This window comes from Streptomyces sp. NPDC007991, from assembly GCF_042958445.1.
In the GTDB taxonomy this organism is placed as follows: domain Bacteria; phylum Actinomycetota; class Actinomycetes; order Streptomycetales; family Streptomycetaceae; genus Streptomyces.
Map to the genome: position 1 here is coordinate 98,755 of NZ_JBIBJD010000007.1, position 26,857 is coordinate 125,611.

27 protein-coding genes are annotated in these 26,857 nt (G+C 71.7%); 20 read left to right on the forward strand and 7 right to left on the reverse strand.

Going from position 1 to position 26,857, the window contains the following annotated elements:
* Positions 1-138 precede the first annotated feature (138 nt).
* The 4 genes from ACFZDA_RS21140 (at position 139) to ACFZDA_RS21155 (ending at position 5,562) form a co-directional block, all read left to right on the forward strand.
* The gene (locus ACFZDA_RS21140) at positions 139-2,385 is read left to right on the forward strand and encodes a HAMP domain-containing protein (RefSeq protein WP_391084572.1); all 2,247 of its coding nucleotides are present in this window, start codon (positions 139-141) and stop codon (positions 2,383-2,385) included.
* 7 nt (positions 2,386-2,392) lie between these two features.
* Positions 2,393-3,883: a poly-gamma-glutamate synthase PgsB gene (gene pgsB, locus ACFZDA_RS21145; RefSeq protein ID WP_391083522.1), complete on the forward strand. Its 1,491-nt coding sequence runs from the start codon at positions 2,393-2,395 to the stop codon at positions 3,881-3,883.
* A 72-nt stretch (positions 3,884-3,955) separates the two neighbouring features.
* On the forward strand, positions 3,956-4,438 hold the full coding sequence (locus ACFZDA_RS21150; RefSeq protein WP_020276280.1) for a poly-gamma-glutamate biosynthesis protein PgsC/CapC: 483 nt from the start codon (positions 3,956-3,958) through the stop codon (positions 4,436-4,438).
* A 38-nt stretch (positions 4,439-4,476) separates the two neighbouring features.
* Positions 4,477-5,562, forward strand: coding sequence for an NlpC/P60 family protein (locus tag ACFZDA_RS21155; RefSeq protein ID WP_391083526.1), 1,086 nt, complete (start codon positions 4,477-4,479; stop codon positions 5,560-5,562).
* A 22-nt stretch (positions 5,563-5,584) separates the two neighbouring features.
* Here the strand turns inward: ACFZDA_RS21155 and ACFZDA_RS21160 are convergent, their stop codons facing one another.
* Positions 5,585-6,457 (reverse strand): hypothetical protein, encoded by an 873-nt coding sequence (locus ACFZDA_RS21160; RefSeq protein ID WP_391083528.1) that lies wholly within the window; start codon positions 6,455-6,457, stop codon positions 5,585-5,587.
* Between the two features lie 74 nt (positions 6,458-6,531).
* On the opposite strand from ACFZDA_RS21160, the gene ACFZDA_RS21165 reads away from it, so the two are divergent.
* From ACFZDA_RS21165 to glmM, 4 genes are all read left to right on the forward strand, one after another.
* On the forward strand, positions 6,532-6,852 hold the full coding sequence (locus tag ACFZDA_RS21165) for a hypothetical protein (protein ID WP_391083531.1): 321 nt from the start codon (positions 6,532-6,534) through the stop codon (positions 6,850-6,852).
* 214 nt (positions 6,853-7,066) lie between these two features.
* On the forward strand, positions 7,067-7,510 hold the full coding sequence (gene rplM, locus ACFZDA_RS21170; RefSeq protein WP_010036634.1) for a 50S ribosomal protein L13: 444 nt from the start codon (positions 7,067-7,069) through the stop codon (positions 7,508-7,510).
* Between the two features lie 42 nt (positions 7,511-7,552).
* Positions 7,553-8,065 carry a 30S ribosomal protein S9 gene (gene rpsI, locus ACFZDA_RS21175; protein ID WP_391083534.1) on the forward strand — a complete coding sequence of 171 codons (513 nt, stop codon included), beginning with the start codon at positions 7,553-7,555 and terminating at the stop codon, positions 8,063-8,065.
* 122 nt (positions 8,066-8,187) lie between these two features.
* Complete coding sequence (gene glmM, locus ACFZDA_RS21180) at positions 8,188-9,546, forward strand: phosphoglucosamine mutase (RefSeq protein WP_391083537.1); 1,359 nt, start codon at positions 8,188-8,190, stop codon at positions 9,544-9,546.
* An 89-nt stretch (positions 9,547-9,635) separates the two neighbouring features.
* On the opposite strand, the gene ACFZDA_RS21185 is transcribed toward glmM, so the two are convergent.
* Positions 9,636-10,568 (reverse strand): DUF389 domain-containing protein, encoded by a 933-nt coding sequence (locus ACFZDA_RS21185; RefSeq protein ID WP_391083540.1) that lies wholly within the window; start codon positions 10,566-10,568, stop codon positions 9,636-9,638.
* A 31-nt stretch (positions 10,569-10,599) separates the two neighbouring features.
* Positions 10,600-11,589, reverse strand: coding sequence for a type I pantothenate kinase (gene coaA, locus ACFZDA_RS21190; protein ID WP_391083543.1), 990 nt, complete (start codon positions 11,587-11,589; stop codon positions 10,600-10,602).
* Between the two features lie 173 nt (positions 11,590-11,762).
* Between coaA and ACFZDA_RS21195 the strand changes: the two genes are divergently transcribed.
* The 3 genes from ACFZDA_RS21195 to glmS all read left to right on the forward strand — a co-directional run bounded on the left by ACFZDA_RS21195 (position 11,763) and on the right by glmS (position 15,521).
* The gene (locus tag ACFZDA_RS21195; RefSeq protein WP_391083546.1) at positions 11,763-12,770 is read left to right on the forward strand and encodes an ATP-binding cassette domain-containing protein; all 1,008 of its coding nucleotides are present in this window, start codon (positions 11,763-11,765) and stop codon (positions 12,768-12,770) included.
* Complete coding sequence (locus ACFZDA_RS21200) at positions 12,767-13,576, forward strand: ABC transporter permease (protein ID WP_391083549.1); 810 nt, start codon at positions 12,767-12,769, stop codon at positions 13,574-13,576. The genes ACFZDA_RS21195 and ACFZDA_RS21200 overlap by 4 nt, the downstream gene beginning before the upstream one ends.
* Positions 13,577-13,673: 97 nt before the next feature.
* On the forward strand, positions 13,674-15,521 hold the full coding sequence (gene glmS / locus ACFZDA_RS21205) for a glutamine--fructose-6-phosphate transaminase (isomerizing) (RefSeq protein WP_391083552.1): 1,848 nt from the start codon (positions 13,674-13,676) through the stop codon (positions 15,519-15,521).
* 72 nt (positions 15,522-15,593) lie between these two features.
* Here the strand turns inward: glmS and ACFZDA_RS21210 are convergent, their stop codons facing one another.
* Both ACFZDA_RS21210 and ACFZDA_RS21215 read right to left on the reverse strand, forming a co-directional pair.
* Entirely contained in the window at positions 15,594-15,941 is a 348-nt protein-coding gene (locus ACFZDA_RS21210; RefSeq protein ID WP_391083555.1) for a hypothetical protein, read from the reverse strand.
* A 93-nt stretch (positions 15,942-16,034) separates the two neighbouring features.
* On the reverse strand, positions 16,035-16,226 hold the full coding sequence (locus tag ACFZDA_RS21215) for a hypothetical protein (protein ID WP_391083558.1): 192 nt from the start codon (positions 16,224-16,226) through the stop codon (positions 16,035-16,037).
* Between the two features lie 539 nt (positions 16,227-16,765).
* Here ACFZDA_RS21215 and ACFZDA_RS21220 point away from each other — a divergent pair.
* The gene (locus tag ACFZDA_RS21220; RefSeq protein ID WP_086565408.1) at positions 16,766-17,137 is read left to right on the forward strand and encodes a holo-ACP synthase; all 372 of its coding nucleotides are present in this window, start codon (positions 16,766-16,768) and stop codon (positions 17,135-17,137) included.
* An 18-nt stretch (positions 17,138-17,155) separates the two neighbouring features.
* Positions 17,156-18,160: a DUF4872 domain-containing protein gene (locus ACFZDA_RS21225; protein WP_391083561.1), complete on the forward strand. Its 1,005-nt coding sequence runs from the start codon at positions 17,156-17,158 to the stop codon at positions 18,158-18,160.
* 42 nt (positions 18,161-18,202) lie between these two features.
* Here ACFZDA_RS21225 and ACFZDA_RS21230 read toward each other — a convergent pair whose 3' ends face one another.
* Complete coding sequence (locus ACFZDA_RS21230) at positions 18,203-19,357, reverse strand: hypothetical protein (protein ID WP_391083564.1); 1,155 nt, start codon at positions 19,355-19,357, stop codon at positions 18,203-18,205.
* 201 nt (positions 19,358-19,558) lie between these two features.
* Here ACFZDA_RS21230 and ACFZDA_RS21235 point away from each other — a divergent pair, with 201 nt between their 5' ends.
* From ACFZDA_RS21235 to ACFZDA_RS21260, 6 genes are all read left to right on the forward strand, one after another.
* Entirely contained in the window at positions 19,559-21,010 is a 1,452-nt protein-coding gene (locus tag ACFZDA_RS21235) for an NAD(P)H-hydrate dehydratase (RefSeq protein ID WP_391083567.1), read from the forward strand.
* Between the two features lie 98 nt (positions 21,011-21,108).
* Positions 21,109-21,498 (forward strand): L,D-transpeptidase family protein, encoded by a 390-nt coding sequence (locus ACFZDA_RS21240; protein WP_391083570.1) that lies wholly within the window; start codon positions 21,109-21,111, stop codon positions 21,496-21,498.
* Between the two features lie 13 nt (positions 21,499-21,511).
* On the forward strand, positions 21,512-22,681 hold the full coding sequence (gene alr / locus ACFZDA_RS21245) for an alanine racemase (protein WP_391083572.1): 1,170 nt from the start codon (positions 21,512-21,514) through the stop codon (positions 22,679-22,681).
* A 113-nt stretch (positions 22,682-22,794) separates the two neighbouring features.
* Positions 22,795-24,054 carry an alpha/beta fold hydrolase gene (locus tag ACFZDA_RS21250; RefSeq protein WP_391083575.1) on the forward strand — a complete coding sequence of 420 codons (1,260 nt, stop codon included), beginning with the start codon at positions 22,795-22,797 and terminating at the stop codon, positions 24,052-24,054.
* Positions 24,020-24,541, forward strand: coding sequence for a tRNA (adenosine(37)-N6)-threonylcarbamoyltransferase complex ATPase subunit type 1 TsaE (gene tsaE / locus ACFZDA_RS21255; protein WP_391083577.1), 522 nt, complete (start codon positions 24,020-24,022; stop codon positions 24,539-24,541). Before ACFZDA_RS21250 ends, tsaE begins: the two co-directional genes overlap by 35 nt.
* 147 nt (positions 24,542-24,688) lie before the next feature.
* Positions 24,689-24,865 (forward strand): hypothetical protein, encoded by a 177-nt coding sequence (locus tag ACFZDA_RS21260; protein ID WP_391083580.1) that lies wholly within the window; start codon positions 24,689-24,691, stop codon positions 24,863-24,865.
* Positions 24,866-25,492: 627 nt separating this feature from the next.
* On the opposite strand, the gene ACFZDA_RS21265 is transcribed toward ACFZDA_RS21260, so the two are convergent.
* Complete coding sequence (locus ACFZDA_RS21265) at positions 25,493-26,050, reverse strand: hypothetical protein (RefSeq protein WP_391083582.1); 558 nt, start codon at positions 26,048-26,050, stop codon at positions 25,493-25,495.
* Between the two features lie 138 nt (positions 26,051-26,188).
* Between ACFZDA_RS21265 and tsaB the strand changes: the two genes are divergently transcribed.
* Positions 26,189-26,842: a tRNA (adenosine(37)-N6)-threonylcarbamoyltransferase complex dimerization subunit type 1 TsaB gene (tsaB, locus tag ACFZDA_RS21270; RefSeq protein ID WP_391083585.1), complete on the forward strand. Its 654-nt coding sequence runs from the start codon at positions 26,189-26,191 to the stop codon at positions 26,840-26,842.
* Positions 26,843-26,857 lie beyond the last annotated feature (15 nt).

The following is a 26,857-nucleotide window of genomic DNA, read 5'->3' on the forward strand; positions in this document are numbered from 1 at the left end:
GTCCGTCACCCCTCCCGCGGGGGCGGTGTCCGGTGCGGCCGTTCTTCACCCAGAGGCCCCAGGAGACCACCGGTGACACCCACCCGCGCCGTGCACCCCGTGAAGGGAGGACGGCGACGCAGCCGACGACGCGCGGACATGCCGCTGCTGGGTGGCGTCCGTCCCCCGATCGCGCTGCTGTGCGTGCTGGTGCTGGCCCTCGCCGGCCTCACCGCCCAGGTGCTCGGCCCCGCCGGCGAGCAGGCCGTACCGCAGGCCGTGCTCTCCTCGCAGCAGCACTTCGCGGAGGACGGCGCCATCGCCCTGCGCGCCTCCATCGACGAGCGGGTCACCGACCTGAACCGCACCGCCGCCGCGCTGAACGCGGGGCCGCCGGTCAAGCCCGAGCGCGTCCTGTCCGACCTGGGGAAGACGTACCAGAAGTGGACGGGCACCACGGTCCTGGACCTGGAGAGCGGCAAGGTGCTGGCCGCGAGGGGCGAAACGATTCCCCTCGGGTGGCTGGACAAGGAGGTCCTCACCGGTGACACGGCCCTCAAGCCCCGCATGGTGCGGCTGGAGACCGGCGACGTACGGCTGATGACCATGGCGGTCCTCGACATCGAGGACCGGCCGCAGCAGCTGCTGCTCGCCTCCAACAGCCTGTCCGTGCCCTCCATCAACCTGGGCCAGTTCCGCTCCATGGCGGTCGTCGCCACCGGCGGGGAGATCCTCGCCACGGCCGGCTTCGAGCAGTCCGAGTCGCTCAACTCCGACCAGGAGCGCAAGGAGCTGGGCTTCCTCCAGAAGCAGATGAGCGGGCTGTCCGCCCGGGCGGCACACGAGACCGAGCAGGACCCGGTCAGCGCCAGGGAACCGGGCTCCCACGGCTACCCCGGGGTCAGCGGGACCCTGGTCGGCGCGAGCTACAACGGCCGTATCGCGACGGCCGGTTACGCCTCCCTCTCCTCCTCCGACCCTGAGGAGAAGAAGAGCGTCGGCGCGGGCCTCGGGCTCACCGTCGTCGCCCTGCTGCCCGTGGTCCAGCAGCAGGGCGCCGGCCCGGACCGGGAGCTGTACGGGCTGCTGGCGGCCGGCGCCCTGGTGGTGCTCGGACTGCTCGCCGCGGCCGTGCTGTGGGCGACCGTGCAGCGGCCGCTGCTGCGGCTGTTCCTGGAGTCCCGCCGACTGGCCCGGGGCGACCTGACCCGCCCGGTGGACGTGCCCCGCTGGGGTGAGGCCGCCCGCATCGGCTCCGCACTGGAGAGGCTGCGCGCGCAGCTGGGCGGCCCGACCGGTGATCCCGGCGGCCGCCAGCGAGTCAAGGGGCGCTTCGGAGTGCGCGGGCCGCTCGCACTGACCGCCGTCCTGCTGCTGCTGTGGTGCCTGCCCGTCGGCCTCCTGCTGAACCGCACCGACGACTCCGTCAGCATCCCGGCCAGCATGGTCGCGGACCAGCGCGACCGCACCGACCTGGTCGCCGACCGGGTGCGCCGGGCGCTCAACGAGGCCCAGGCGGACCTGGTCTCCACATCCCGGCTGATCGACCCGGACGACGCCGACGCCGGCCGGACCCTGCTGGAGGAGACCCTCCGCGAGCACACCCGCTACCAGGCGCTGTACCTCCTCGACGAGGACGGCCAGGTCGTCGCCCGCGCGGGCAAGGAGCCACGCGCCGGCTTCGCCGACGGGGACGGCCTGCCGCTGGTCCGGGTCGCCGGCAAGGGCGGCAAGAAGCCGGTCGTCCAGGTCGCCGCGCCCCTGCCGGACCACAAGGGCATGACCCTGGTCGGCGAGGTCCGGGTCGAGTTCCTCAACTCGCTGCTGAAGCGGCCCGGGCTCGGCGAGGTCCGTGTGGTGGACGCCAAGACGCAGACCATCGCCGCCAGCGACGGCTTCCTGGCCTTCGAGAAACTGCCCCGCGACGCGCTCACCGACCTCGTCCGGGCCGGCAGCGTCCACGTCGGCGCGGGTCCCGTCGAGAACGGCCTGCTGATCCGCGAGGGACGCGGGACCACGGTCGCCGCGGCCGCCCCGTTCTCCGGCGGCGGTGTGGCGGCCGACGTCGGCTGGACCGTGGTCAGCTGGCAGAACGCCAAGGACTTCCAGATCACCCCGTACGAGCGCGAGGACCGCAGCGTCCTGGCCGGACTGCTCGGTCTGGCCCTGATCGTCGTCTGCCTCGGCTGGGTGTACCTGGTCGTGGCCCGGCCGATGCGGGCCCTGGCGGCCAGTGCGGAGAAGCTGGCCGACGGCGACCTCAAGTCCGTGCTCTACCCCCGCTACCAGGACGAGGTCGGCGCCGTCGTGCGCAGCCTCGAACTGCTGCGCCAGCAACTCCAGGCCCGTAAGCAGACCCAGGCGCGCCGGCTCGCGGAGCCGGAAGCCGGCGTTCGGGGAAGGTGACCCAGCCGTGCTCTATCTGTACTTCGTCCTGCTCACCGGCAGCGTGCTGCTGCTGGTGGCGGGCATCGTGGAACAGCGCCGGCACTACGCCAGCCTGCACAGCATCCCGTCGCGCGTGCTGGTGAACGGCATTCGCGGCAAGTCCTCCATCACCCGGCTGTGCGCCGGGGCGCTGCGCGGCGGCGACCTGGTCACCGTGGCGAAGACCACGGGCACGGCGGCCCGGTTCATCCACCCCGACGCCACCGAGGAGCCGGTCTACCGCAAGTTCGGCATCGCCAACGTGGTGGAGCAGATCGGCATCGTGCGCCGGGCCGCCACCTACCGGCCCGACGCCCTCGTCATCGAGTGCATGGCCGTCATGCCGGCCCTGCAGGAGGTGAACCAGAGCAAGCTGATCCGCTCCACGATCGGCGTGCTGTGCAACGTCCGCGAGGACCACCTCGCCGAGATGGGACCCACCCTCGACGACGTGGCGCGGTCGCTGTGCCGCTCCATGCCGGAGGACGGCATCTGCGTCACCGCCGAGAAGGAGCGCTTCCACATCCTCCAGGAGGAGGCCGACGCCCGTAACTGCCAGTTGATCTACGCCGACCCGGAGACCGTCACCGACGAGGAGCTGCGCGGCTTCAGCTGGTTCACTTTCAAGGAGAACGTAGCGATCGCCCTCGTCGTGGCCGAACTGCTCGGCGTGGAACGGCGGGTCGCCCTGCAGGGCATGTACGACGCCCCGCCGGACCCGGGCGTGCTGTCCGTCGAGCGCTACGCGACGCCCGAGGGCAAGCGGCTCGCCTTCGCCAACGTCTTCGCGGCCAACGACCCCGAGTCGACGCTGATGAACATCAACCAGCTGCTCGACCTGGGAGCCATCCACCGGCCGCTGAACGTGGTGATCAACTGCCGGCCCGACCGCGTGGAGCGCAACGGCCAGATGGGCGAGATCATCCCCGACCTCCAGCCGGACCACGTCTTCGTCATCGGGCACCCCGCCAAGAGCGCGATCGACGCCATCCCCGCCGAGTGGCGCGACCGCGCGGTCGACCTCGGCGGCGAACGGCGGTCGGCCGAGGAGTTCATGCCCGCCCTGCTGGGGCGCCTCGCCGCCGACTCCTCCCTGGTCGCCATCGGCAACATCCACGGCCAGGGCGAGGAGCTGCTGGAGTACCTGGCCGAACTCCCGGCGGACGAGTCCGCCCCCGCCGACACCGCGCGGCCCTCGGCCACGGCCGTGCCGGCCCAGCCGGCGCGCCTGGACCCCTACGCCTCGTACCCCATGGCCTATGAGGAGCGCTACCAGGCCTCCCAGACCCAGGAGATCCCGGTGGTCCGCATCCCCGTCCAGCCGTCGGGGCCGTACGCCGACGCCGGGTACGCCGACCCCGGTCCCTACCAGCAAGGGCCGTACGCCGCTCCGGCCCAGCAGACCTGGCAGCAGTACACCGACGAGCCCTACGGGTACGCCCCGGCCGACGACAGGGGGCGGCCTCCCCGTTCCTGACGTCCACGGGCGGGACCCCACGCCTCACGCCCACCGCTCGCCCCGCACCCGCACCCGTGCCCGGAGACCTCGTTGACCACCGCCGCCCTGACCCCCGAGATGGCCGCCCTCGGCATCGCCATCGGCCTGTTCTTCTCGTTGCTGTGCTACCTGACCACCAATCTGTCGCCCGGCGGCATGATCACGCCCGGCTGGCTCGCCCTGACCCTTATCGAGGACCTCCAGCGGGCGGCCATGGTGGTCGGCGTCACCGCCCTCACCTACGCGGGCACCAAGGTCATGCAGCGGCTGGTGATCCTCTACGGCAAGCGGCTGTTCGCCGCGGTGGTCCTGCTGGGCGTGCTGCTCCAGGCCACCGTGATGATCGTGCTGTCGATCGAGTTCCCGCTGCTGTACGGCAACCAGACCCTCGGCTTCATCGTGCCCGGCCTGATCGCGTACCAGATGGTCCGCCAGCCCAAGGGGGCGACGCTGCTGGCGACCGGCACCGTCTCGCTCATGGCCTACATCGTCGTCGCCGCCGGACTGCTGCTCGGCATCATGCCCACCGTCTGAGACCGGCGTCCCGGCGACCGATAACCAGGAGAGAACACATGGCAGGGAAGAAGAAATCGCGGCCGGTCCTCTCCGGCCTCGTGGTGCTGGGGCTCGTCGCGACCTCCGGCTACCTCACCGTGGAGCTCCGCAAGCAGGAGGACAAGGGAGTCCCGGAGATCACGAACGTCGGCGTGCTGGACGGCTCGGACCGGGCCGGGGGCGCGGCGAAGACCCGCGACAAGGGCGGGGAGAGCTGGTCCCGGCTGGAGAACCCCGCCCGCTCCGTGCTGCGCGGGTCCGACGGCCAGGTCAAGGCGGTGTTCACCGACGGGGCGCGCACCGCGACCCTGACCGGACCGGCCCGCACCTTCACCGAACCCTCCTCGACGAGCTCCAAGGTCTCCACGACGGACTGGGTCCGCCTCATGCCCGAGCCCTGGAAGAAGGGCGCTGACCAGCAGAAGTGGTTCAAGGACTGGTACGCCAAGTACGAGAGCGGCAAGGAGGACGACCTCCTGGCCATCGCCTTCCAGTACGTCGCGGGCGCCAAGCAGAAGAAGGACGAGCAGGGCACCGTCTACGCCGGTGACGCCAACTTCGGGCCCCTCAACACGACCGGGGCCGAGGGCGGCGACCTGCGCCTGGAGCAGTCCGACTTCTACGACTACCTCGGCGTCCCGTACCCCTTCCGCGACGGCGTGACCGGGCAGCCGGAGGCCGCGCGCGCCCGGTCGGTCGACTGCTCGGGATACATGCGGATGGTGTTCGGCTACCGCGCCCGCTACCCGCTGATGTCCTCGGACGACTCGGGTGACGGCCTGCCGCGCACCGCCAACGGCATGGCCCGCTCCAAGGAGGGTGCCGACATCCTGCCGCTCACGGGCATCTCGCCGGCGGACCGGCCCACCGGCATCGACCAGCTCCAGCCCGGGGACCTCGTCTTCTTCAAGCTCGACACCCGGACGAAGCAGCGCCTGGACCACGTCGGCATGGTGCTCGGCTACGACACCGAGGGCCACCTGCTCTTCGTCTCCAGCCGCGAGGAGGTCAACGGACCGACCATCGGTGATGTCGGCGGAGTGTCCCGGCTGGACGGCAACGGCTACTACGCCAAGACGCTGCGCAGCGCGAAGCGGCTGTGAGCGGGCGCGCGGCGGCGGCCGGTCACTCGTTGGCCGCCGCCGACGCCTGGGCCTGGCCGCGGCGGTGGATCTGACGGAAGGTGAACAGCTGGAGGTTGTCGCCCGTGGCGAACACCTCGGTGTCCTTCGTCGTCACGTCCTTGCCGCTGGTGAAGCCGGCGTTGGTGAAGTAGGCGTAGCGGCCGTAGGAGTTGCTGGTCGTACGGCAGAACCCGGCTTCGCAGAAGGGCTTCACACCGCCGCCGGAGAGCGACTTGACGAAGCTCTTCTTGTTGGTCTGGCCCTTGGCCTTGGCGGCCTGTGCCTCGGTGTCGAAGACCGCCACGCCGACCGTCACGGCTATGCCGTCCGCGGAGTAGGTGACGCGTATCAGGCGCGTGCAGTCGTTCGCCGTGAGGATCTTCGGGAGCGTGCCGCCCGACGCCGAGGCGCAGTTCTTCGTGTCGGCCGTGGGGCCCTTCTTGTACGTCGTCTCGCCCATGGTCAGCTGCGTGCCGGGGAAGAGGGTGTCCGGGCTGAGCGGAGCCGTGTCCTTCTTCGCGCTGGCGATGAAGTCCTTCGGGTCCAGCGGGGGCGGCGCGCTGGTCGGGGCGAAGGACGGGGCCGAGGCGGACTCGCTCGGGATGTCCGCGGAGGGCACCTGGGAGGTCGGGCTGCCCGCCTGGTTGTCGTCGCCCGCCGAGACCACGGCCACGGCGACGGCGGCGCCGATCGCGACGGTGGCGAGCGCGCCGCCGCCGACCAGGAACAGCCGGCGTCGCCTGTTACGGGCCTCGGACGCCTCGGCGAGCGCGGCCCAGTCCGGAGACTGGCCGCCCCCGCTGTTCCAGGGCTGCTGCGACTGCGGTTTCCAGGGATCCCACTGGGACTGAGGTCCCCCCTGCCCAAAGCTCATGGGGCGCATCTTAGACGGGACATGGGGCGTGCTGGTCCGCCCGGACGGGCCCCGGAGCCCCTAGCGTTCCTCCCATGCGGACGGGCAAAGGCGACATCTGCGGGTGGTTGGGGCGACTGCTGCCGACCGGGGTGCTGCTGGTGTGCCTGTGGTCCTGGCCGTCGGCCGCGGTCGCGATCGGGGTGTGGCCGTCGGTGGCGCTCGGGGTGCTGCGGGTGCTGCGCGGGCCGCGCGGCGGCGGCTGTCTGCCGCGACGGTGCGCCGCGGTGCTCGCCGACGTTCTGGTTTCGTCGGTGTTCCCCTATGTGCGGCCGGTACGGCGCCGGACGCTGCGCAGGGCCGTGACCCTCTGTGCCGCCCTGTGCGTCTCCGTAGTCGAGCGGCGGCGGCGGTGATCCCGCGTTTTGACCCTTGTGGTGAGCCCCGGTATTCTGCTCTTTCGTTGTGTATTGGCTTGCTCATTCTCACGGGACGGGCCCTTACACCGGTCCACCGGGCCGATGACCAGCGACCAGCACGCGGTTTGCGTCACCGCAGTGCGGTCAAGGCTGTCGTGATCGTTTCGGTGACCTGTTCAGGACCATTCACTCGAAGCGAAGGCTACGAACCGTGCGTACGTACAGCCCCAAGCCCGGCGATGTGACGCGCCAGTGGCACGTCATCGACGCTCAGGACGTTGTCCTGGGTCGTCTCGCCACCACCGCAGCGACCCTCCTCCGGGGCAAGCACAAGCCGATCTACGCGCCCCACGTCGACGCTGGTGACTTCGTCATCATCATCAACGCGGACAAGGTGCACCTGTCCGGCAACAAGCGGACCCAGAAGATGGCGTACCGCCACTCCGGCTACCCGGGTGGTCTGCGCTCCGTCCGTTACGACGAGCTGCTCGACAAGAACCCCGAGAAGGCCATCGAGAAGGCCGTCAAGGGCATGCTCCCCAAGAACACTCTGGGCCGTCAGATGCTCTCGAAGCTGAAGGTCTACAAGGGTGACCAGCACCCGCACGGCGCGCAGCAGCCGCAGCCGTACGAGATCACCCAGGTCGCGCAGTAAGTCCGGCCACCCCCTAAGACTGAAGAGAATCTGAGGAGAATCGTGGCCGAGACCACTGCCGAGCAGCCGCTCGAAGAGATTGACATCGACAGCTACACCACCGAGTCCGAGGTCCCCGTCGAGGGCGAGTACACCTCGGAGTCCATGGCCTCCCGCTTCGGCGAGCCCCAGCCGGCCGCCGGCCTGGGCCGTCGCAAGAACGCCATCGCCCGCGTCCGGATCGTCCCGGGCACCGGCAAGTGGAAGATCAACGGTCGCACCCTCGAGGACTACTTCCCGAACAAGGTGCACCAGCAGGAAGTCAACGAGCCCTTCAAGGTGCTCGAGCTCGAGGGCCGCTACGACGTCATCGCCCGCATCGCCGGTGGCGGTGTCTCCGGCCAGGCCGGTGCGCTCCGTCTCGGTGTCGCCCGCGCGCTGAACGAGGCCGACGTCGACAACAACCGCGGCGCGCTCAAGAAGGCCGGCTTCCTCCGCCGCGACGACCGTGCGGTCGAGCGCAAGAAGGCCGGTCTGAAGAAGGCCCGCAAGGCCCCGCAGTACAGCAAGCGCTAATCGCGTCGCTGTCGTTGCGACTGTCTTCGCAACGTTGCGCCTGATTTCGCAACGATCGCCCCGGCGGCACGTTCTGTGCCGTCGGGGCGTTCCCGTAGACAACCCCTTCGGAGGACACCACAGTGGGACGACTCTTCGGCACGGACGGCGTGCGCGGTGTCGCCAACGCGGACCTGACGGCGGAGCTGGCCCTCGGCCTCTCCGTGGCCGCGGCGCACGTACTGGCCGAGGCGGGCACGTTCGAGGGACACCGGCCGACCGCGGTGGTCGGGCGTGATCCGCGCGCGTCCGGGGAGTTCCTGGAGGCCGCCGTGGTCGCGGGCCTCGCCAGCGCCGGCGTGGACGTCCTGCGGGTCGGTGTGCTGCCGACGCCGGCGGTGGCGTACCTGACCGGTGAACTCGGCGCCGACCTCGGTGTGATGCTCTCCGCGAGCCACAACGCCATGCCCGACAACGGCGTCAAGTTCTTCGCCCGCGGCGGGCACAAGCTCGCCGACGAGCTGGAGGACCGGATCGAGTCCGTCTACGAGGAGCACCGCACCGGCGCCCCGTGGGACCGGCCGACCGGGGCCGGAGTGGGCCGCGTGCGCGAGTCCGAGGAGGGCGCCGACCGGTACGTCGAGCATCTGCTGCGCGTCCTGCCGAACCGGCTCGACGGGCTGAAGGTCGTCCTCGACGAGGCGCACGGCGCCGCTTCCCGGGTCTCGCCCGATGTTTTCCAGCGGGCCGGTGCCGAGGTCGTCACGATCGGGGCCGAGCCGGACGGGCTCAACATCAACGACGGGTGCGGCTCGACGCACCTGGACAAGATCAAGGCCGCCGTCGTCGAGCACGGGGCCGACCTGGGCATCGCGCACGACGGGGACGCCGACCGGTGCCTCGCCGTGGACCACACCGGCGAGGAGGTGGACGGCGACCAGATCCTGGCCGTGCTCGCCCTGGCCATGCGGGAGGCCTCCACGCTGCGGGCCGATACGGTCGTGGCGACGGTCATGTCCAACCTGGGCTTCAAGCTCGCCATGGAGCGCGAGGGCATCCGGCTCGTGCAGACCGCCGTGGGCGACCGGTACGTGCTGGAGGAGATGAAGGAGCACGGGTTCGCCCTCGGGGGCGAGCAGTCCGGGCACGTGATCATTCTCGACCACGCGACGACGGGTGACGGGACGCTGACCGGGCTGCTGCTGGCGGCCCGGGTCGCGCAGAGCGGGCGTTCGCTGCGGGAGCTGGCGTCGGTGATGGAGCGGCTGCCGCAGGTGCTGATCAATGTGCGGGATGTCGACAAGTCCCGGGTGACGACGTCGGCCGAGCTGTCCTCGGCGGTTGCGGACGCGGAGCGGGAGCTGGGCGCTACCGGGCGGGTGTTGTTGCGGTCCTCGGGGACCGAGCCGTTGGTGCGGGTGATGGTGGAGGCGGCTGATATCGAGCAGGCTCGGTCTGTTGCCGGGCGTTTGGCCGATGCGGTGAAGTCCGCGCTCGGTTAGGGAGCGGGCCCGGGTGTTGTCGTTGTCTGCGGGGTGCGGGTCGTGTGTGGCTTGTCGCGCAGTTCCCCGCGCCCCTTTGGACGCTGCCCTTACGGCGTTTTCTCGCGCTGTGTGGACCAGAGCCATTTCTGGGCCAGCAGCGTCAGGGTGCCGGCGACGATGATGCCCAAGAGGTTCAGCAGGAGTTGTTCCGTTGAGCCCCAGGTCTGCTTCGTGTCGCCGTAGCTGAGGGCTACGGCGGCGTTCGCGGCGGCCGGGATCGTGGTCACCGAGATGGCCACGCCCACCAGCGCGCCCGACTTGGCGGAGGTCAGGGAGAGCGTGCCGGCGATGCCGGCCAGGACCGCCACGACGAAGGAGAACCAGTCGGGGGCGTAGATGAAGCCGGTGTTGGGGCGGTCGGCATCCAACCGGGCCTGGGTGAACAGTCCGACGCCGTCCATGAAGAGGCTGAAGCCGGCCGTCACCGCCATCGCCACCGCGAAGCCCACCAGGAGGGCGGTCACCGAGCGCAGGGCCAGGCGTCCTCTGCGGCGGACGATCGCGGTGCAGATGCCGGCGAGCGGGCCGAACTCCGGGCCCACCGCCATGGCGCCCACGATCAGGATCGCGTTGTCCAGGACGACACCGCAGGCCGCGATCATCGTGGCGAGGGTGATGAACGCGAGGTAGGTGACGGAGAGGGTCGACTCCTCGTGCGTCGCGTCGCTGAGGTGCTCCCACAGGACCGCGTCTGCGCCCTCGCCGGGTGCGTCGGCCTCGGCCTGCTCGGCCCGCTCCGACAGCGACAGGTCGATGGTCTCGACGGCGATGGAACCGCTGGCGTCGATGCCGAGGTCCCGCAGGCCGGTGAGCAGTTCGTCGCCCGCCTCCCGCGCCACGTCGCACATCACGACGTCCCCGCTGGGGTTGCGGGCGGCGTCCGGCAGCACGACGAGGTGGGTGGTGCCGACCGTCTTCTCGATCAGCAGCACCACGTCGTCGGTCCGCCCCGTCGGTGTGATCAGTCGCAGGTGGAGCATGCCGACCATCTAACCCGTCTTTTCCCGGGCGTCACAGCTTGCGCAGGCTGAGGCGCTGCACCGTGTGGTCCGGGCCCTTGCGCAGTACGAGGGTGGCGCGGCCGCGGGTGGGGGCGATGTTCTCGACCAGGTTGGGCTGGTTGATCGTGCGCCACATCGTCCGGGCGTAGTCGAGGGCCTCCTCCTCCGAGACCTGGGTGTACTTGCGGAAGTACGAGGACGGGTTCTGGAAGGCGGTCGCGCGCAGCTTGCGGAAGCGGTTGAGGTACCAGCGCTCGATGTCCTCGACGCGGGCGTCGACGTACACGCTGAAGTCGAAGTAGTCGGCGAGGCCGACCCGGGTGCGGCCGTCCTTGCCGGGGAGGGCGGGCTGCAGGACGTTCAGGCCCTCGACGATCAGGATGTCGGGGCGGCGGACCGTGAGCTTCTCGTCGGGGACGATGTCGTAGATCAGGTGGGAGTAGACGGGCGCCGTGACCTCGTCCTTGCCGGCCTTGATGTCGGCGACGAAGCGGGTCAGCGCGCGGCGGTCGTACGACTCGGGGAAACCTTTCCGCGACATCAGGCCGCGGGTCTGGAGCTCCTTGGTGGGCAGCAGGAAGCCGTCGGTGGTGACCAGTTCGACGCGCGGGTGTTCCGGCCAGCGCGACAGCAGGGCCTGGAGGAGCCGGGCGACCGTCGACTTGCCCACGGCGACCGAGCCGGCGACTCCTATGACGAACGGGGTGCCGGACTGGGAGCCCTGCTCGCCCAGGAAGGTGTTGAGCGCGCCCCTGAGGCCGTCCGTGGCGCCGACGTAGAGGTTGAGGAGTCTGGACAGCGGGAGGTAGATGTCGCGCACCTCGTCGAGGTCGATGACATCACCGAGACCGCGCAGCTTCTCGACCTCCTCGGCCGTCAGCGGCAGCGGCGTCTTGTCGCGCAACGCGCTCCACTCGGCTCGGGTGAGGTCGACGTAGGGAGTCGCCTCCGGCCGCTGCCGGTGGGCGCTCCGGGATATCGAGGAGACCGGAGAGATCACAGTCCATTGTTACGGGCTTACGAACGGACGGTGAGGTGGGATCCGTCACGCAGCGTCCTCGGGGCTTTCATTTTGGGCGGAAAGGGGGCAAGGGGAGGAATGTCAGTGGTGTGCGTCACAGTTGTGGGAGAGATGGGCCCGGGCCGGGGTCCAGGAACGCCGAGGGGTGACCCATGACGTATGCGATAGAGGCGGAAGGCCTGGTCAAACGGTTCAAGGAGACCGAGGCGCTGGCCGGTGTCGACCTGGCGGCCCGCAAGGGCACGGTGCTCGGGCTGCTGGGGCCCAACGGGGCAGGCAAGACGACCGCGGTGCGGATCTTCGCGACGCTGCTCCGCCCGGACGGGGGCCGGGCCCGGGTGGCCGGTCACGACGTGGTCCGGGAGGCCGGGGTCGTGCGGGCCACGGTCGGGCTGACCGGGCAGTACGCGGCGGTCGACGAGAACCTCACCGGTACGGAGAACCTGCTGCTCATCGGCAGATTGCTGGGGCTGCCGAGGCGGCAGGCCAAGGCGCGGGCCGGTGAGCTGCTGGAGCGCTTCCAGCTGACGGACGCGGCCGGCCGGGCCGCGAAGACCTTCTCCGGAGGCATGCGCCGGCGCCTGGACCTCGCGGCCAGCCTGGTCGGGCGGCCCAGCATCCTCTTCCTCGACGAGCCGACCACGGGCCTGGACCCCCACAGCCGCGGTGAGCTGTGGGACCTGCTGCGCGGTCTGGTCGCGGACGGTGCGACCGCCCTGCTGACCACGCAGTATCTGAACGAGGCCGATGTGCTCGCCGACGACATCGTGGTGATCGACAAGGGCCGGGTGATCGCCGAGGGCGCGCCGGACCAGCTGAAGGCCCAGGTCGGCGGCCAGGTGCTGGAGCTCCGGCCGATCCTCGGGCAGGACCTGGCGCGGGCGCACGCGCTGGTGGCCGGGGCCGCCGGTCCGGAGGCCCGGATCGAGGGCGAGAGGATCACCGCGCCGGTGAAGGACCCCGAACTGATGCCGGCCGTCGTGCGCGCCCTGGACCGGGAGGGCATCGCGGTGGGCGAACTGGCCCTGCGCCGCTCCTCGCTCGACGAGGTCTTCCTCGCCCTGACCGGCCACCGGGCCGAACCGGCCGAGCCCGAGCAGGACGGCGGCGCGGCCGGCCGGGACGACGACGCGCTGGAGAAGGCGGTGAGCCGGTCATGACCGCCACCACCGTCACCGCGCCGGTCACCGCGTCAGGCCGCGTGCCTCCCCTCGCCGGGGTGCGGCAGACCTTCACGATGGCCTGGCGGAGCCTGGTCGCCGTCAAGCACAACCCGCTCGAACTGGTCGACTACAGCATCACGCCGATCATGTTCGTCTTCCTGTTCACCTATGTGCTGGGCGGACAGATGGCCGGATCGCCCGAGGCGTATCTGAAGTACGCGCTGCCCGGGATCATCGTGCAGAACACGCTGTTCATGACGATGTACACGGCCATGGCGCTCAACACCGACCTCACCAAGGGCGTCTTCGACCGGCTGCGCAGCCTGCCCATCGCGCGCTCCGCCCCGCTGATCGGGCGGATCACCGCCGACCTCGCCAAGCACGTGTGGGCGATGCTGCTGATGATCGGCCTCGGACTCGCCCTCGGCTTCCGCGTCACGGGCGGCGTCGGCGGATTCCTGCTCGGAGCGCTGCTGCTGGTGGTGTTCGCCGCGGCCGTGTCGTGGAGCGCGGTGCTGATCGGGATGGTCGCCGGTGACGCGGAGAAGGTGCAGGCCTTCGCCTTCACGATCATCTTCCCGATCACCTTCACCAGCAGTGCCTTCGTCGTCGTCGACACCATGCCGGGCTGGCTCCAGGCGTGGAGCGACGTCAACCCGGTCACGCACCTGTCCGACGCCTTCCGCGGGCTGCTGCTCGGCGGGGCGGTGGCGGAGCCGGTCCTGTGGTCGCTGGTGTGGGCGGCGGGTATCGCGCTCGTGTTCTATCCGCTGGCCATGAGGGCGTATCGCGCCAAGGTCTGAGCGCGGGGGACCGGGCTGTTCGTACGACGGTGGGAATTTCCGATTTCGGGCACGCGGCGCCCGGTTCGGCGCGGGAAACGACCCTAAGCTGCCGCCCATGTGTGGAATCGTGGGATACGTGGGCCCGCAGTCGGCGCTCGAGGTCGTGACGGCCGGGCTGAAGCGGCTGGAGTACCGGGGGTACGACTCGGCGGGCGTCGCCGTACTGGCCGACGGCGGGCTGGCGACGGCCAAGAAGGCCGGCAAGCTCCTCAACCTGGAGAAGGAACTGGACGGCAGACCCCTGCCGACGGGCACCACGGGCATCGGCCACACCCGGTGGGCCACGCACGGCGGCCCGACCGACGCCAACGCCCACCCGCACATCGACAACGCGGGACGGGTCGCGGTCGTCCACAACGGCATCATCGAGAACTTCGCCCTGCTGCGGGCCGAGTTGGAGGAGCGGGGGCACGAGCTGGCCTCCGAGACCGACACCGAGGTCGTCGCGCATCTGCTCGCCGAGGAGTTCTCGGCGTGCGCGGACCTCGCCGAGGCGATGCGGCTGGTGTGCCGGCGGCTGGAGGGCGCGTTCACACTGGTCGCGGTGCACGCCGACGAGCCGGACGTGGTGGTGGGCGCGCGGCGGAACTCGCCGCTGGTGGTGGGCGTTGGAGAGGGCGAGGCCTTTCTCGCCTCGGACGTCGCCGCGTTCATCGCCCACACGCGGTCGGCGATCGAGCTGGGACAGGACCAGGTGGTGGAGCTGCGCCGGGACGGCGTGACGGTGACGGGCTTCGACGGCCGCCCGGCCGACGTCCGCTCCTACCACGTCGACTGGGACGCGTCGGCCGCGGAAAAGGGGGGCTATGACTACTTCATGCTCAAGGAGATCGCCGAGCAGCCCAAGGCGGTCGCCGATACGCTGCTCGGCCGTATCGACAGCTCCGGTTCGCTGAGCCTGGACGAGGTGCGGATCCCCGCGGGGGTGCTGCGGGAGATCGACAAGGTCGTCATCGTCGCGTGCGGTACGGCCTTCCACGCCGGGATGATCGCCAAGTACGCCATCGAGCACTGGACGCGCCTGCCGTGCGAGGTGGAACTGGCCAGCGAGTTCCGGTACCGGGACCCGATCCTGGACGCGCAGACCCTCGTCATCGCCATCTCCCAGTCCGGCGAGACCATGGACACGCTCATGGCGCTGCGGCACGCCCGCGAGCAGGGCTCCAAGGTGCTGGCGATCTGCAACACCAACGGCTCGACGATCCCGCGCGAGTCGGACGCGGTGCTGTACACGCACGCCGGTCCCGAGGTGGCCGTCGCCTCCACCAAGGCGTTCCTGACGCAGCTCGTCGCGTGTTACCTGGTCGCCCTCTATCTGGGCCAGGTGCGGGGCACCAAGTGGGGGGACGAGATCCGGGCGGTGGTTCGCGACCTGTCCTCGATCGCCGGTGCGGTGGAGCAGGTGCTGGGCACGATGGAGCCGGTGCGGGAGCTGGCGCGCACGCTCGCCTCGAAGAACACGGTGCTGTTCCTCGGCCGCCATGTGGGGTATCCGGTGGCGCTGGAGGGCGCGCTGAAGCTCAAGGAGCTGGCGTACATGCACGCCGAGGGGTTCGCGGCGGGGGAGTTGAAGCACGGGCCGATCGCCTTGATCGAGGAGGATCTGCCGGTGGTCGTCGTGGTGCCGTCGCCGCGCGGGCGGTCCGTGCTGCACGACAAGATCGTGTCGAACATCCAGGAGATCCGGGCGCGCGGTGCCCGGACGATCGTCATCGCGGAGGAGGGGGACGAGGCGGTCGTGCCGTACGCGGACCACCTGATCCGGGTGCCGGCCACGCCCACGCTGCTCCAGCCCCTAGTGACGGCGGTGCCGCTCCAGGTGTTCGCGTGCGAGCTGGCGACGGCTCGCGGGAACGAGGTGGACCAGCCCCGGAATCTGGCGAAGTCGGTGACGGTGGAGTAGGTGACGGTGCAGCGGCGGAGCAACAAAAAGGGGCGAACGGCCGGTCGCCGTTCGCCCCCGGGCAGCCGGCGACTACCAGTTGATGCAGGTCTTCGGGACCCAGCCGTTCACCTTGTCGCCGCCGTAGTACCACATGTTGCTCTTCTTGCCGCAGGCCGTGTACGAACCGCCCTTGTAGGCCTTGCCGTCATTGCAGATCCCGCCGCGCTTGCCCTTGCCCCAGATGCCGAGGGCGGTGGCGGACGTCTTCGGCGAGGTCCGGACCTTGACGGTCTCCTTGGCCTTGACGTTGACGATCGCCTTGCTGCAGTCCTTCGGCGGGGCCGCGGCGGCGCTGCCGGCGAAGGCGACGGTACCGGTGAGGGCCGTGGCGAAGAGGGCTATCGAAGTGGCCGCGGTCCCCAGCGACTTGAACTTCATGGTGGTGCGTTCCTCCCGTTGTGTGCGATGCGGTTTGCACATCGCGGTCATCGCGAACTGTACAAGGAGGAGGGGGAGTTCACGATCAAGGGTTCAGTACGGAAAGGTCCAGGGCGGCGGCGGCTCGGGGCTGTAGGGGAGCTTGGTCCAGCCGTCGGGGGTCACGTGGTAGAAGTCCCCGTTGTCGCCGTCCATCCGCGAGCTGCCGTTCGCGTGCACGATGTCCGCGTGAAGGCGGTAGTGGAAGCCGCCCATCATGCCGGCCACCCGGAAGAAGATCCGCACGTCCAGGCCCTCCGTCAGGGGGGGCCAGCGGTGGCAGGAGGTGCTCGATCTCGTCGAAGCAGCTGCCGGTGCGCTCCCGCAGCATCGCGTGGAAGTGGCGCTCCAACGCTTCGGAGGGAGCGGGGAGTTGCCGCACCGAGACCGGCTCCAGAAGCTCCAGCAGGTGCGTGTGCCCCCGCTCCCGCGCGATGTCCACGGGGCGCCGTCCGTCACGGGTGCGCTGCGTGCGCCAGGCGCCGTGCGCGATCAGCCGCGAGACGACCGCAATCGTGGCGCCGTGCCAGGCCGCCTGGTGCAGCGGGGCGAACCCGCTGCGGTTCCCGGGGCGGGCGAGATTGACCCGCTCGGGATTCTTCACCAGCTCCCCGAACACGCCGCCCCAGTCGGCGTCCCGGGCCAGGTCCGAGAACCGGTCCCGCTCCTTCAGGTACCAGTCCCCGTAGCACTCGCGGTCGGTGAGGCCGTCCCATTCCATGCCGATCATGCTAGTCACCACGTCGGTCCGATGGCGGCGTGAGTCTCACCGTAGGGTGCTGGGCATGAGCATTATCGGGGTCGGGATCGACGTCGCCGAGATCGATCGGTTCGCGGCGTCGCTGGAGCGTACGCCGGCGCTGGCCGGACGGCTGTTCGTGGAACGGGAGTTGTTGCTGCCCAGCGGGGAGCGCCGGGGGGTCGCCTCCCTGGCCGCTCGGTTCGCCGCCAAGGAGGCCCTGGCCAAGGCGCTCGGTGCGCCGCCCGGGCTGCTCTGGACCGATGCCGAGGTGTGCGTCGAGGACAGCGGGCAGCCGTGGCTGCGGGTGACCGGGACCGTGGCGGCGCGGGCCGCCGAGCTGGGGGTGCGGTCCTGGCATGTGTCACTGAGCCATGACGCGGGTGTCGCCTCGGCCGTGGTGATCGCGGAGGGGTGATGGTGTGGGGACCATGGCATGAGCACGGTTAAGGGCGTCGACCCCCGCGGTACGCAGCACTGTGAGACGTCGGCTCTGGGTGTGCTGCTGCGGCATCAGGGGCTCGACCTGTCCGAGCCCATGCTCTTCGGCCTCGGGGCCGGCCTGTCCTTCGTCTACTGGGACAGCAGGAACATGGACTTCCCGTTCCTCGGCGGGCGCGTCAGGCCCTTCGAGCTCACCCGGAACCTGGCCGCCGGGCTGGGACTGGAGCTCGTGGTCCAGGAGACCGGCTCGGCCCGTAAGGCGTGGGAGAACGTGGCGACCGTCATCGACGCCGGACTGCCCGTCGGGCTCCAGCTCGACAGCTACCACCTGGACTACTTCACCTCGAAGGTGCACTTCGGCGGTCACGTCGTCGCGCTGTACGGCTATGACGAGCACGACGCCCACCTCGTCGACACCGAGCAGCAGGGCGGCGCGGTGTCCACCAGCCTGAGCAGTCTCGCCCGGGCCCGGGCCGCGCGCGGGCCGATGACCGCCAGGCAGCGGTCCTTCACGCTCACCGCCGCCGGGAAGGTGCCCTCCCTGGAGAGTCGGATCATTCCGGCCATCACCGAATGCGCCGACGCCTTCCTGAACCCGCCCATCGCCAACCTCGGCCACCGGGGCATCGAGAAGGCCGGCCAGCTGGTCCGCACCTGGCTCCAGCGCACCGGCGACCCGCGGCGGGACCTGCCGCAGGCGGCCCTGCTGATGGAGAGAGCCGGCACCGGCGGTGCTCTGTTCCGCAACCTCTACCGCGACTTCCTCGCCGAATGCGCCCAGCTGGTCGACAGCGGCCATCTGCGCACCGGCCACAGGCTGTACTCGGAAGCGGCCGGCTTGTGGACCGACGTCGCGGCGCTCATCACGAACGCCGGCGAGTCGGGCGATGAGCGCTACCTCGGACGGGCAGGCACCGTCCTTTGCGACATCGCGCGCATCGAACGCGAAGCCATGGAGGCTCTGAGCCGCCTGCGCGGTGAAGCCCCCGCCGGGTGAGGCGAGGGCTTCACGGGCCCGGGTTCTTCGCCGGCGCGGGTGTCAGCAGATCGTCTGGCTGCTGTTCACCCGCGTGATGTTGCGGAACGTCGTGTTCTCACCGCACGGGCTCTCCCTGATGGCCGAGTTGGTGACCGTCAGGTTCTGGATGGTGATGTCCTTGTTGTTCGGGAACTCCGAGCGGGCGGCCAGGCGCAGTTCGCCGCCGCCCGAGATCGTGCCGCTCTGTGCCGCGAGGTTGACGTTGTAGCAGTTCTCGATCAGGACCGAGTTGTTGCCGGTGTTGGAGATCGTCACCTTGTCGATGGTCGCCCCGCCGCTCTCCGAGACGCAGAACACCCCGCGTCCGCCGCCGCGCGCGATGACCTCGCCGACCCGGATGTTGGTCGGGTAGCCACTGCCGATCCGGCCGTTGCGGTTGGCCATGCGGAAGGCCGCGTAGCCGGTGCCCGTGCCCGCGTTCTCCGCGTCCACCTTGGTGACGCGGGCGTTGATGGTCTGGTTGAGCAGCAGGCCGGACTCGCCCACGTTGCGGGCGGTGACCGTGCCGATGGTGATGCCGTCGACGCCGTAGGTCTCGACCGCGTGGCTGGACGCGCCGGAGACGTAGACGTTGTCGATGCGGACGTTGCGCGTCCACTGGCTGGTGTCGCCACGGTTGTCGATGCGGACGCCCAGGCCGCGGGAGAGGCGCATGTCGATCTGGCCGAGCACGACGTTCTGGACGTTGCGCAGGAAGATGCCGTAGAGCGGGGTGCCGGTGAGCTTGAGGTTCTGGACCTCGACGTCGCGGGTGCCGCGGGAGTAGACCGGCGCCTGGTCGCCGGAGCCGCTGCCGGTGACGTTGATGGTGCCGCAGACGTCGAGGGCGGTGTAGCTCGGGAGCGAGATGCGCGAGCCCGCCGAGATCGAGCCCGAGCCGCGGACCACGACCCGTTCCTTCGAGGTGCGTCCGGAGCTGAGGCTGTTGACGGCCGCCTGGACGGCCGCGCGCATGTCGGTGCCGGTGTAGACCGTGCTGCCGCCGCGCCGGGCGGTCCAGTTGCCGCCGTTCTGCACGGCCTCTGCCTGGTAGGAGCCGTCACCGCAGGCCGCCGCCCGGGTCGGGGCGGCGGTGGCGGGGGCGGTGAGGGTGCCGGCTGCGGTGAGGACGGCGGTGGCACCGGCGGCGGCGAGGAATGCGGCTCTGCGTCCCATGGTGGCCTCGGTTTCGTCGAATGTGGGGGGTGTGCAAGCGCTTTCTGCGCGGCCGGTGAGTCTGGCAAAGGGCAGGCAAAGCGTCAATGGATGCGACGCGTCAAGGATGCGACGCGCCAAAGGATGCGACACGGTGCGGAGTTGGGGAGTTGCCGGAGTTGCGGGGGAGTGCCCGGGCGGTCGTACGGGAAACTCGACCGCATGCGTAGTGCGTACAGCGTGGAGACGGTCAGGACCGCCGAACGGGAGCTGATGGCGCGGCTGCCGGAGGGGGCGCTGATGCAGCGCGCCGCCGCCGGACTCGCCGCGGCCTGCGCCGACCTGCTGGGGCGGGTGTACGGCAGCAGGGTCGTGCTGCTGGTCGGGAGCGGGGACAACGGGGGTGACGCGTTGTACGCCGGGGCCCGGCTGGCGCGGCGGGGGGCCGGTGTCACGGCGGTGCTGCTCGCGCCGGAGCGGGCTCACGCCGGGGGGCTCGCGGCGCTGCGGCGGGCCGGTGGGAGGGTCGCAGGGGGTGCCGGTGGGAAGGCGGACGGGCCGGGCGTCGAGGAGCTGGTCGAGCGGGCGGACCTCGTCGTCGACGGCATCGTCGGGATCGGAGGGAAGGGCGGGCTGCGGCCGGACGCGGTGCCGCTGGCCGCCGCCGCCCAGCGGTCGCGGGGCGCGGTCGTCGCCGTCGATCTGCCGAGCGGGGTCGACGCCGACACCGGGGAGGTGCGCGGCGTGGCGGTCCGGGCCGATCTCACGGTGACGTTCGGGACGCACAAGCCGGGGCTGCTGATCGATCCGGCGCGGGAGTACGCCGGGTCGGTGCGGCTGGTCGGCATCGGTCTTGAGCTGCCGGCCGAGCCGGAGCTGGAGGCCTTGCAGCACGCGGACGTGGCGCGGTTGCTGCCGGTGCCGCGGGCCGAGAGCGACAAGTACCGGCGGGGTGTCGTCGGCATCGCCGCCGGGTCCGCGCGCTACCCCGGGGCCGCCGTGCTGGCTGTCGCCGGAGCGCTGCGGGGCGGGGCCGGGGCCGTGCGGTACGTCGGGCCGGCCGGGGACGCCGTCATCACCCGCTTCCCCGAGACGCTCGTGTCGGACCAGGGGCCGAAGCACGCGGGGCGGGTGCAGGCGTGGGTCGTCGGGCCGGGGGCCGGGGACGACGCGGCGACGGTGGGGGAGGTGCTGGCGGCGGACGTCCCGGTGCTGGTCGACGCGGACGGGTTGCGGCTGGCCGAGGCGGGGGTCGTACGGGCGCGGCGGGCGCCGACGCTGATGACACCGCACGCCGGGGAGGCGGCGGCGCTGCTCGGCGTCGACCGGGAGGAGGTCGAGAGCGGGCGGCTCGCGGCGGTGCGGGAGCTGGCCGGGCGCTACGGGGCGACCGTGCTGTTGAAGGGGTCCACGACCTTGGTCGCCGACTCGGGGGGCGGGGCGGTGCGGGTGAATCCGACGGGGACGTCCTGGCTGGCCACGGCGGGGAGTGGGGACGTGCTGTCGGGGCTCGCGGGGTCGCTGCTGGCGGCGGGCCTTTCCGCGGTGGACGCGGGGAGTGTGGGGGCGTATCTGCACGGGCTGGCCGGGAGGCTGGCGGCGGACGGGGCGCCGGTGGGGGCGCATGACGTGGCGGAGACGGTTCCGGAGGCTTGGCGGAACGTTCTCGGCTGAGTGAGAGGGAGTGCGTGGGGCCGGACGCGGTATCTGCCGGCGCGCCGGAACCCGACGCCGCCGGTCGGTGCCCGGTGCGCCGCCATCCCGTGGCGTGTGTGGATCTCAGCAGGCAGCCGACCTGGGTGCAGAAGGGGCGGACGGTCGTGTTCGGGGCGGTGCCGATCCGCAGCGGACGCGCCGGGTACCGGACCCGGGCCGGGTGGCACAAGGTCCACCGGCGGCACAAGGACCACTGGTCGGCGCTGTACAACACGCCCATGCCGTACGCCCGGTTCTTCAGCGGCGGGCAGGCCTTCCACGGCGTCCACGGCAGTCTCAACACCACTGTCGGCTCCCGGGGCCGCGTCGATCTCTCCGTCCCCGACGCGCGGAGGCTGTGGAGCGTGCTGAAGCAGGGCGACCGTGTGTTCGTGTGGGGCGCAGGCCCGGGACGTAGCCGGGCGGCTGTCGGGGGCCGCTGCCTCGGGTGGGCCGGGGCCCTCTGAGACACTGGGCGCGATGAGCGAGAGAACAGCCCGGCGGACCGCGCCCCTGCGGGCCCGCGCGGAGATCGACCTGGCCGCCCTGCGGGCCAATGTGCGGGCGCTGCGTGCCCACGCGCCCGGCGCGGCCCTGATGGCCGTGGTGAAGTCCGAGGCGTACGGCCACGGGGCTGTGCGGTGTGCCCGCGCGGCCGTCGCCGCGGGGGCCGACTGGCTGGGCACGGCGACGCCCGAGGAGGCCCTCGCCCTGCGGGCCGCCGGGCTGCCGGGCCGCGTCATGTGCTGGCTGTGGACGCCGGGCGGGCCCTGGCGCGAGGCGATCGAGGCGGACGTCGACGTGTCCGTCAGCGGGATGTGGGCCCTGGCGGAGGTCACCGAGGCCGCCCGGCGGGCGGACCGGCCCGCGCGGGTGCAGCTCAAGGCCGACACCGGGCTCGGGCGGGGCGGCTGCCAGCCCGGGGAGGACTGGGCCGAGCTGGTCCGGGAGGCACTGCGCGCCGAGGCCGAGGGGCTCCTGCGCGTGACGGGGCTGTGGTCGCACTTCGCCTGTGCCGACGAGCCCGGGCACCCCTCCATCGCCGCTCAGATCGGCCGCTTCCGGGAGATGGTCGCGTACGCCGAGGAGCGGGGCGCCCGCCCGGAGGTCCGGCACATCGCCAACTCGCCGGCCACGCTCACGCTCCCCGAGAGCCACTTCGACCTGGTCCGCACCGGCATCGCCACCTACGGCATCTCGCCCAGCCCCGAGCTGGGCACCCCGGCCGACTTCGGGCTGCGCCCGGTGATGACGCTGTCCGCCTCGCTCGCCCTGGTCAAACACGTGCCGGGCGGGCACGGCGTCAGCTACGGCCACCGGTATGTGACGCCCGGCGCGACCACCCTCGGCCTCGTCCCGCTGGGCTACGCCGACGGCATCCCGCGGCACGCCTCCTCGGCCGGGCCGGTCCTGGTCGAGGGCAAGTGGCGCACGATCGCGGGGCGGGTGGCCATGGACCAGTTCGTGGTCGACCTGGGCGGCGACGAGCCCGCGCCGGGCGCCGAGGCGGTGCTCTTCGGCCCCGGGGACCGCGGCGAGCCCACCGCCGAGGACTGGGCCCAGGCGGCCGGAACCATCGCCTACGAGATCGTGACCCGGATCGGAACGCGTGTTCCTCGCGTCTACGTGAATGAGGAACAGGACGGGTAACTCGCACAGAGAACCGGTCACGCCCAGAACAACAGGCACCCTGACAACACCAGCACCATCGGCACCATAAGCGCCACCATCGGCAGCAGCACCCCGGCGAAGAGGAGCGGTACGTGAGCGAGAGCAGTGCGGAGGTCGTCGCGAACGCCGCCACCGCGGCCGTCGCGGCCTCCGCCGCGGGGGCGGCGGGAGGCTGGCGCCGGGCGACCGGCATCGCCGGTGTCGCGATAGGCGTGGTGGCCGCGGGCGCGGCCGCCGGTGTCGCCCTGGAGCGGATGACGGTCGGCCGGGGCATGCGCCAGAAGGCCCGGCTCGCCCTCGACTCCGCGGGGCCCTACGGTTCGCTGCGCGGCATGCCGGGCAAGGCGTTCGCCGACGACGGTACGGAGCTGTACTACGAGGTCGACGACCTCGACCCGGAGGCCGCCCCCGCCGCCATCGGCCCGCGCCGCAGGAGGCTGTTCGGCCGCAAGGCCCCCGCCCCCGTCACGGTCGTCTTCAGCCACGGCTACTGCCTCAGCCAGGACTCCTGGCACTTCCAGCGGGCGGCGCTCAGAGGCGTCGTACAGACCGTGCACTGGGACCAGCGCAGCCACGGCCGGTCCGGACGGGGCGTGGCCCAGGGGCGGGGCGAGCCGGTCACCATCGAGCAGCTGGGCAGCGACCTGAAGGCCGTCATCGACGCGGCCGCGCCCGAGGGGCCGCTCGTGCTGGTCGGGCACTCGATGGGCGGCATGACGGTGATGGCGCTGGCCGACCAGTACCCCGAGCTGGTCCGGGAGCGGGTCGTCGGGGTGGCTTTCGTGGGGACGTCGTCGGGGCGGCTCGGGGAGGTCAACTACGGGCTTCCGGTGGCCGGCGTCAACGCGGTGCGGCGGGTGCTGCCCGGTGTGCTGAAGGCGATGGGGCAGCGGGCCGAGCTGGTGGAGAAGGGGCGCCGGGCGACCGCGGACCTGTTCGCCGGGGTCATCAAGCGGTACTCGTTCGCGTCCCGGGACGTCGATCCGGCCGTCGCCCGGTTCGCCGAGCGGATGATCGAGAGCACGCCCATCGATGTGGTCGCCGAGTACTACCCGGCGTTCAACGACCACGACAAGACGGAGGCGCTGGGGTGTTTCGCGGACATGCCCGTGCTCGTCCTGGCCGGGGTGCAGGACCTGGTCACGCCGAGTGAGCACAGCGAGGCGATCGCCGATCTGCTGGCGGACGCCGAGCTGGTGCTGGTGCCGGACGCCGGGCACCTGGTGATGCTGGAACACCCGGAGGTGGTCACCGACCGCCTCGCCGACCTGCTCACCCGCACGGGTGCCGTGCCCGCAGGGGCTACCGTGAAGGGCTATGGAAGCACCAGCGGCACCGCACAACCCGGCTGAACCCGGATCCGTCCAGATCACCGTCACCTCCCCCGAGCAGATGCGGGAGCTGGGCCGCCGGCTCGCGAAACTGCTGCGCGCCGGTGACCTGGTGATGCTCAGCGGCGAGCTCGGGGCAGGCAAGACGACGCTGACGCGTGGGCTGGGCGAGGGGCTCGGCGTGCGTGGGGCCGTCACCTCGCCGACGTTCGTGATCGCCCGGGTGCATCCCTCGCTGGGCGAGGGACCGCCGCTGGTCCACGTCGACGCGTACCGGCTGTCCGGCGGGCTGGACGAGATGGAGGACCTCGATCTCGACGTGTCGCTGCCCGAGTCCGTGGTCGTCGTGGAGTGGGGCGAGGGCAAGGTCGAGGAGCTGACCGAGGACCGGCTCCAGGTGGTGATCCACCGGGCGGTGGGCGACACGACCGACGAGGTCCGGCAGATGACGATCACCGGTATGGGGGAACGCTGGACGTCGGCGGACCTGAGCGTGCTCGCGGCGTAGCTCCCGACGCGTGGTGTTTTGATGAACGTTCCGACAAGGCGTCGGCAAAATGTTGCGTTCGGCCTCTTGTGCGTGGTCACATGGTACCCAGTCCGTAGTTAGGTCTACCTAACTACGCCCGCACCGCCCCGCCTTCGGGAGGCGTCCATGTCGGCTACAGAGAGCAAGGGCCAGCGGTTGCCGTACGCGGCCGCCGGGGTGTCCATGCGCGACCTGCTGGCGGCGGGCGAGGCGGCGGCACTGATCTCCACACCACCGCGGGCCCCCGAGCCGGAACTCGCCAAGCCGGCCGACCCGGTGACGGACCACCGCGAAGCGGCCTAGCGGGCGCACCAGACGATCACGGCCTTGCGGCCCGGTGGCCTGGAGGCCCCAGACCCAACGGCCCAGCGGCCCGGTGGCTATCGAGCCTCGGCGGTTCGGCGCCACAGCGCCCCAGGTTTGGGCGGCCCTGCGGCCCGGCGGCGATCACGCCTTAGCGGCCCGGGCGGCGGCCTGTGGCCTTGCAGCCCCGCGCCCCGCCCGGGCGCCCGAGGTCCCGGCGGCTCAGATGTCCAGCGGTCCGGCGGACCGGTGGCCCGGCAGACGGCCGCAGCCTTGCGGCCCGGTGGCCTGGCGGCCCCAGTGACCCAAACGGCCCAGTGGCCCGTGGCCGGCGGCCGCGCCTCAGCGGCCCCGGCAGCCCCGGCGGCCTGTGTCCTTGCAGCCCCGCGCCCCGCCCGGGCGCCCCAGGTTCCGGCGGACCGGTGGCCCGGCAGGCGGTCGCAGCCTTGCCGCCTGGTGGCCTTGCGGCTCCAGTGACTCAACGGCCCAGTGGCCCGTGGCGCGGCAATCACGCGTTAGCGGCCCGGCGGCCCAGAGGCCCGTTGCCCGGCGGCTATCGCGGCCCGGCGCCCCGGCCGCCCTGCGGCCCAGTCAACCCGCCGCCCCGCCGCCCAGCCGCCCCGCCGCCTAGCGGATGACCACGACCTTGCGGCCGATCGTTGCGAAGGTCCACATCGCCTCGCCGTCCGCGCGGGACTCGCGGATGCCGCCCGTGTGGGCCTTCGGGGGCGGGGCGGCGGTCGCGTCGTTCACGGCCGCGCTGAAGCCGATGACCACGCCGTCCACGCTGGTGAAACGCACGACGTGCTCGACGGGGACGCCGTCGGAGCCGGTGACCGCGTTCGAGCGGGACGTGACCGAGTAGTCGCCCGGGGCCGGGTCCACCGCGCTCGGGGCGACCTCGAACGTGCGGGTGACCGTCCCGTCCCCGCCGACCAGCCACACCCGGTCGCCGCGCAGGGAGTACACGACCCGTGCGCCCTTGCCGGAGCCGACGGGGAGCGCGGCGGGGTCCTTCCTGGCCCGGGGCGGTGCCTTCGAGACGTCGGCCGCCGGTGTGGCGTCCGCGTGCGCCCGGCCCAGGCCGGCCGGGAGGGTCTGGGACGCCTGGTGGGCGAGGTAGCCGACCGTCGCGAGGGCCGCGGCGGTGAGCCCGGCCACGATCCCCGAGCTGCTGACTGCCACCGGCGCCCACCTTTCGTGTCGTACGTTCCTGTCGCGCACGGTGCGCATGCCGCGCCGTGACGGAAGGTGACGGTAGCAGCAGGTGACGGCCCGACAGGTACGTCCGACACGGGCCCCGGGGAGCCGTAGGCTGTTTGCGTGCTCTTGCTCGCTCTGGATACCGCCACACCCGCCGTCACCGTCGCCCTGCACGACGGCCGGGACGTCATCGCCTCGTCGAGTCAGGTGGACGCGCGCCGGCACGGGGAACTGCTGCTGCCCGCGATCGACCGAGTGCTCGCCGAGGCCGGTCTGAAGCTCGACGCCCTCACCGGGATCGTCGCCGGTATCGGGCCCGGCCCGTACACCGGGCTGCGCGTCGGTCTGATGACCGCCGAGACCTTCGGACTCGCCCTCGGCGTGCCCGTGCACGGCGTGTGCACGCTCGACGGCATCGCCTACGCCGCCGACCTGGAGGGCCCGTTCGTCGTGGCGACCGACGCCCGCCGCAAGGAGGTGTACTGGGCCCGCTACGCCGACTCCCGCACCCGCGTCACCGACCCGGCCGTCGACCGGCCCGCCGACATCGCCGGGCAGGTCGCGGGCCTGCCCGCGGTCGGTGCGGGCGCCCTGCTGTATCCGGACACCTTCCCCCAGGCGCACGAACCCGAGCACGTGTCCGCCGCCGCGCTCGCCCGGCTGGCCGCGGAGAAGCTGGCGGCGGGCGCGGAACTCCCCGCGCCCCGGCCGCTGTATCTGCGCCGCCCCGACGCCCAGGTCCCCAAGAACTACAAGGTGGTCACGCCCAAGTGACCGGATCCGAGCCGT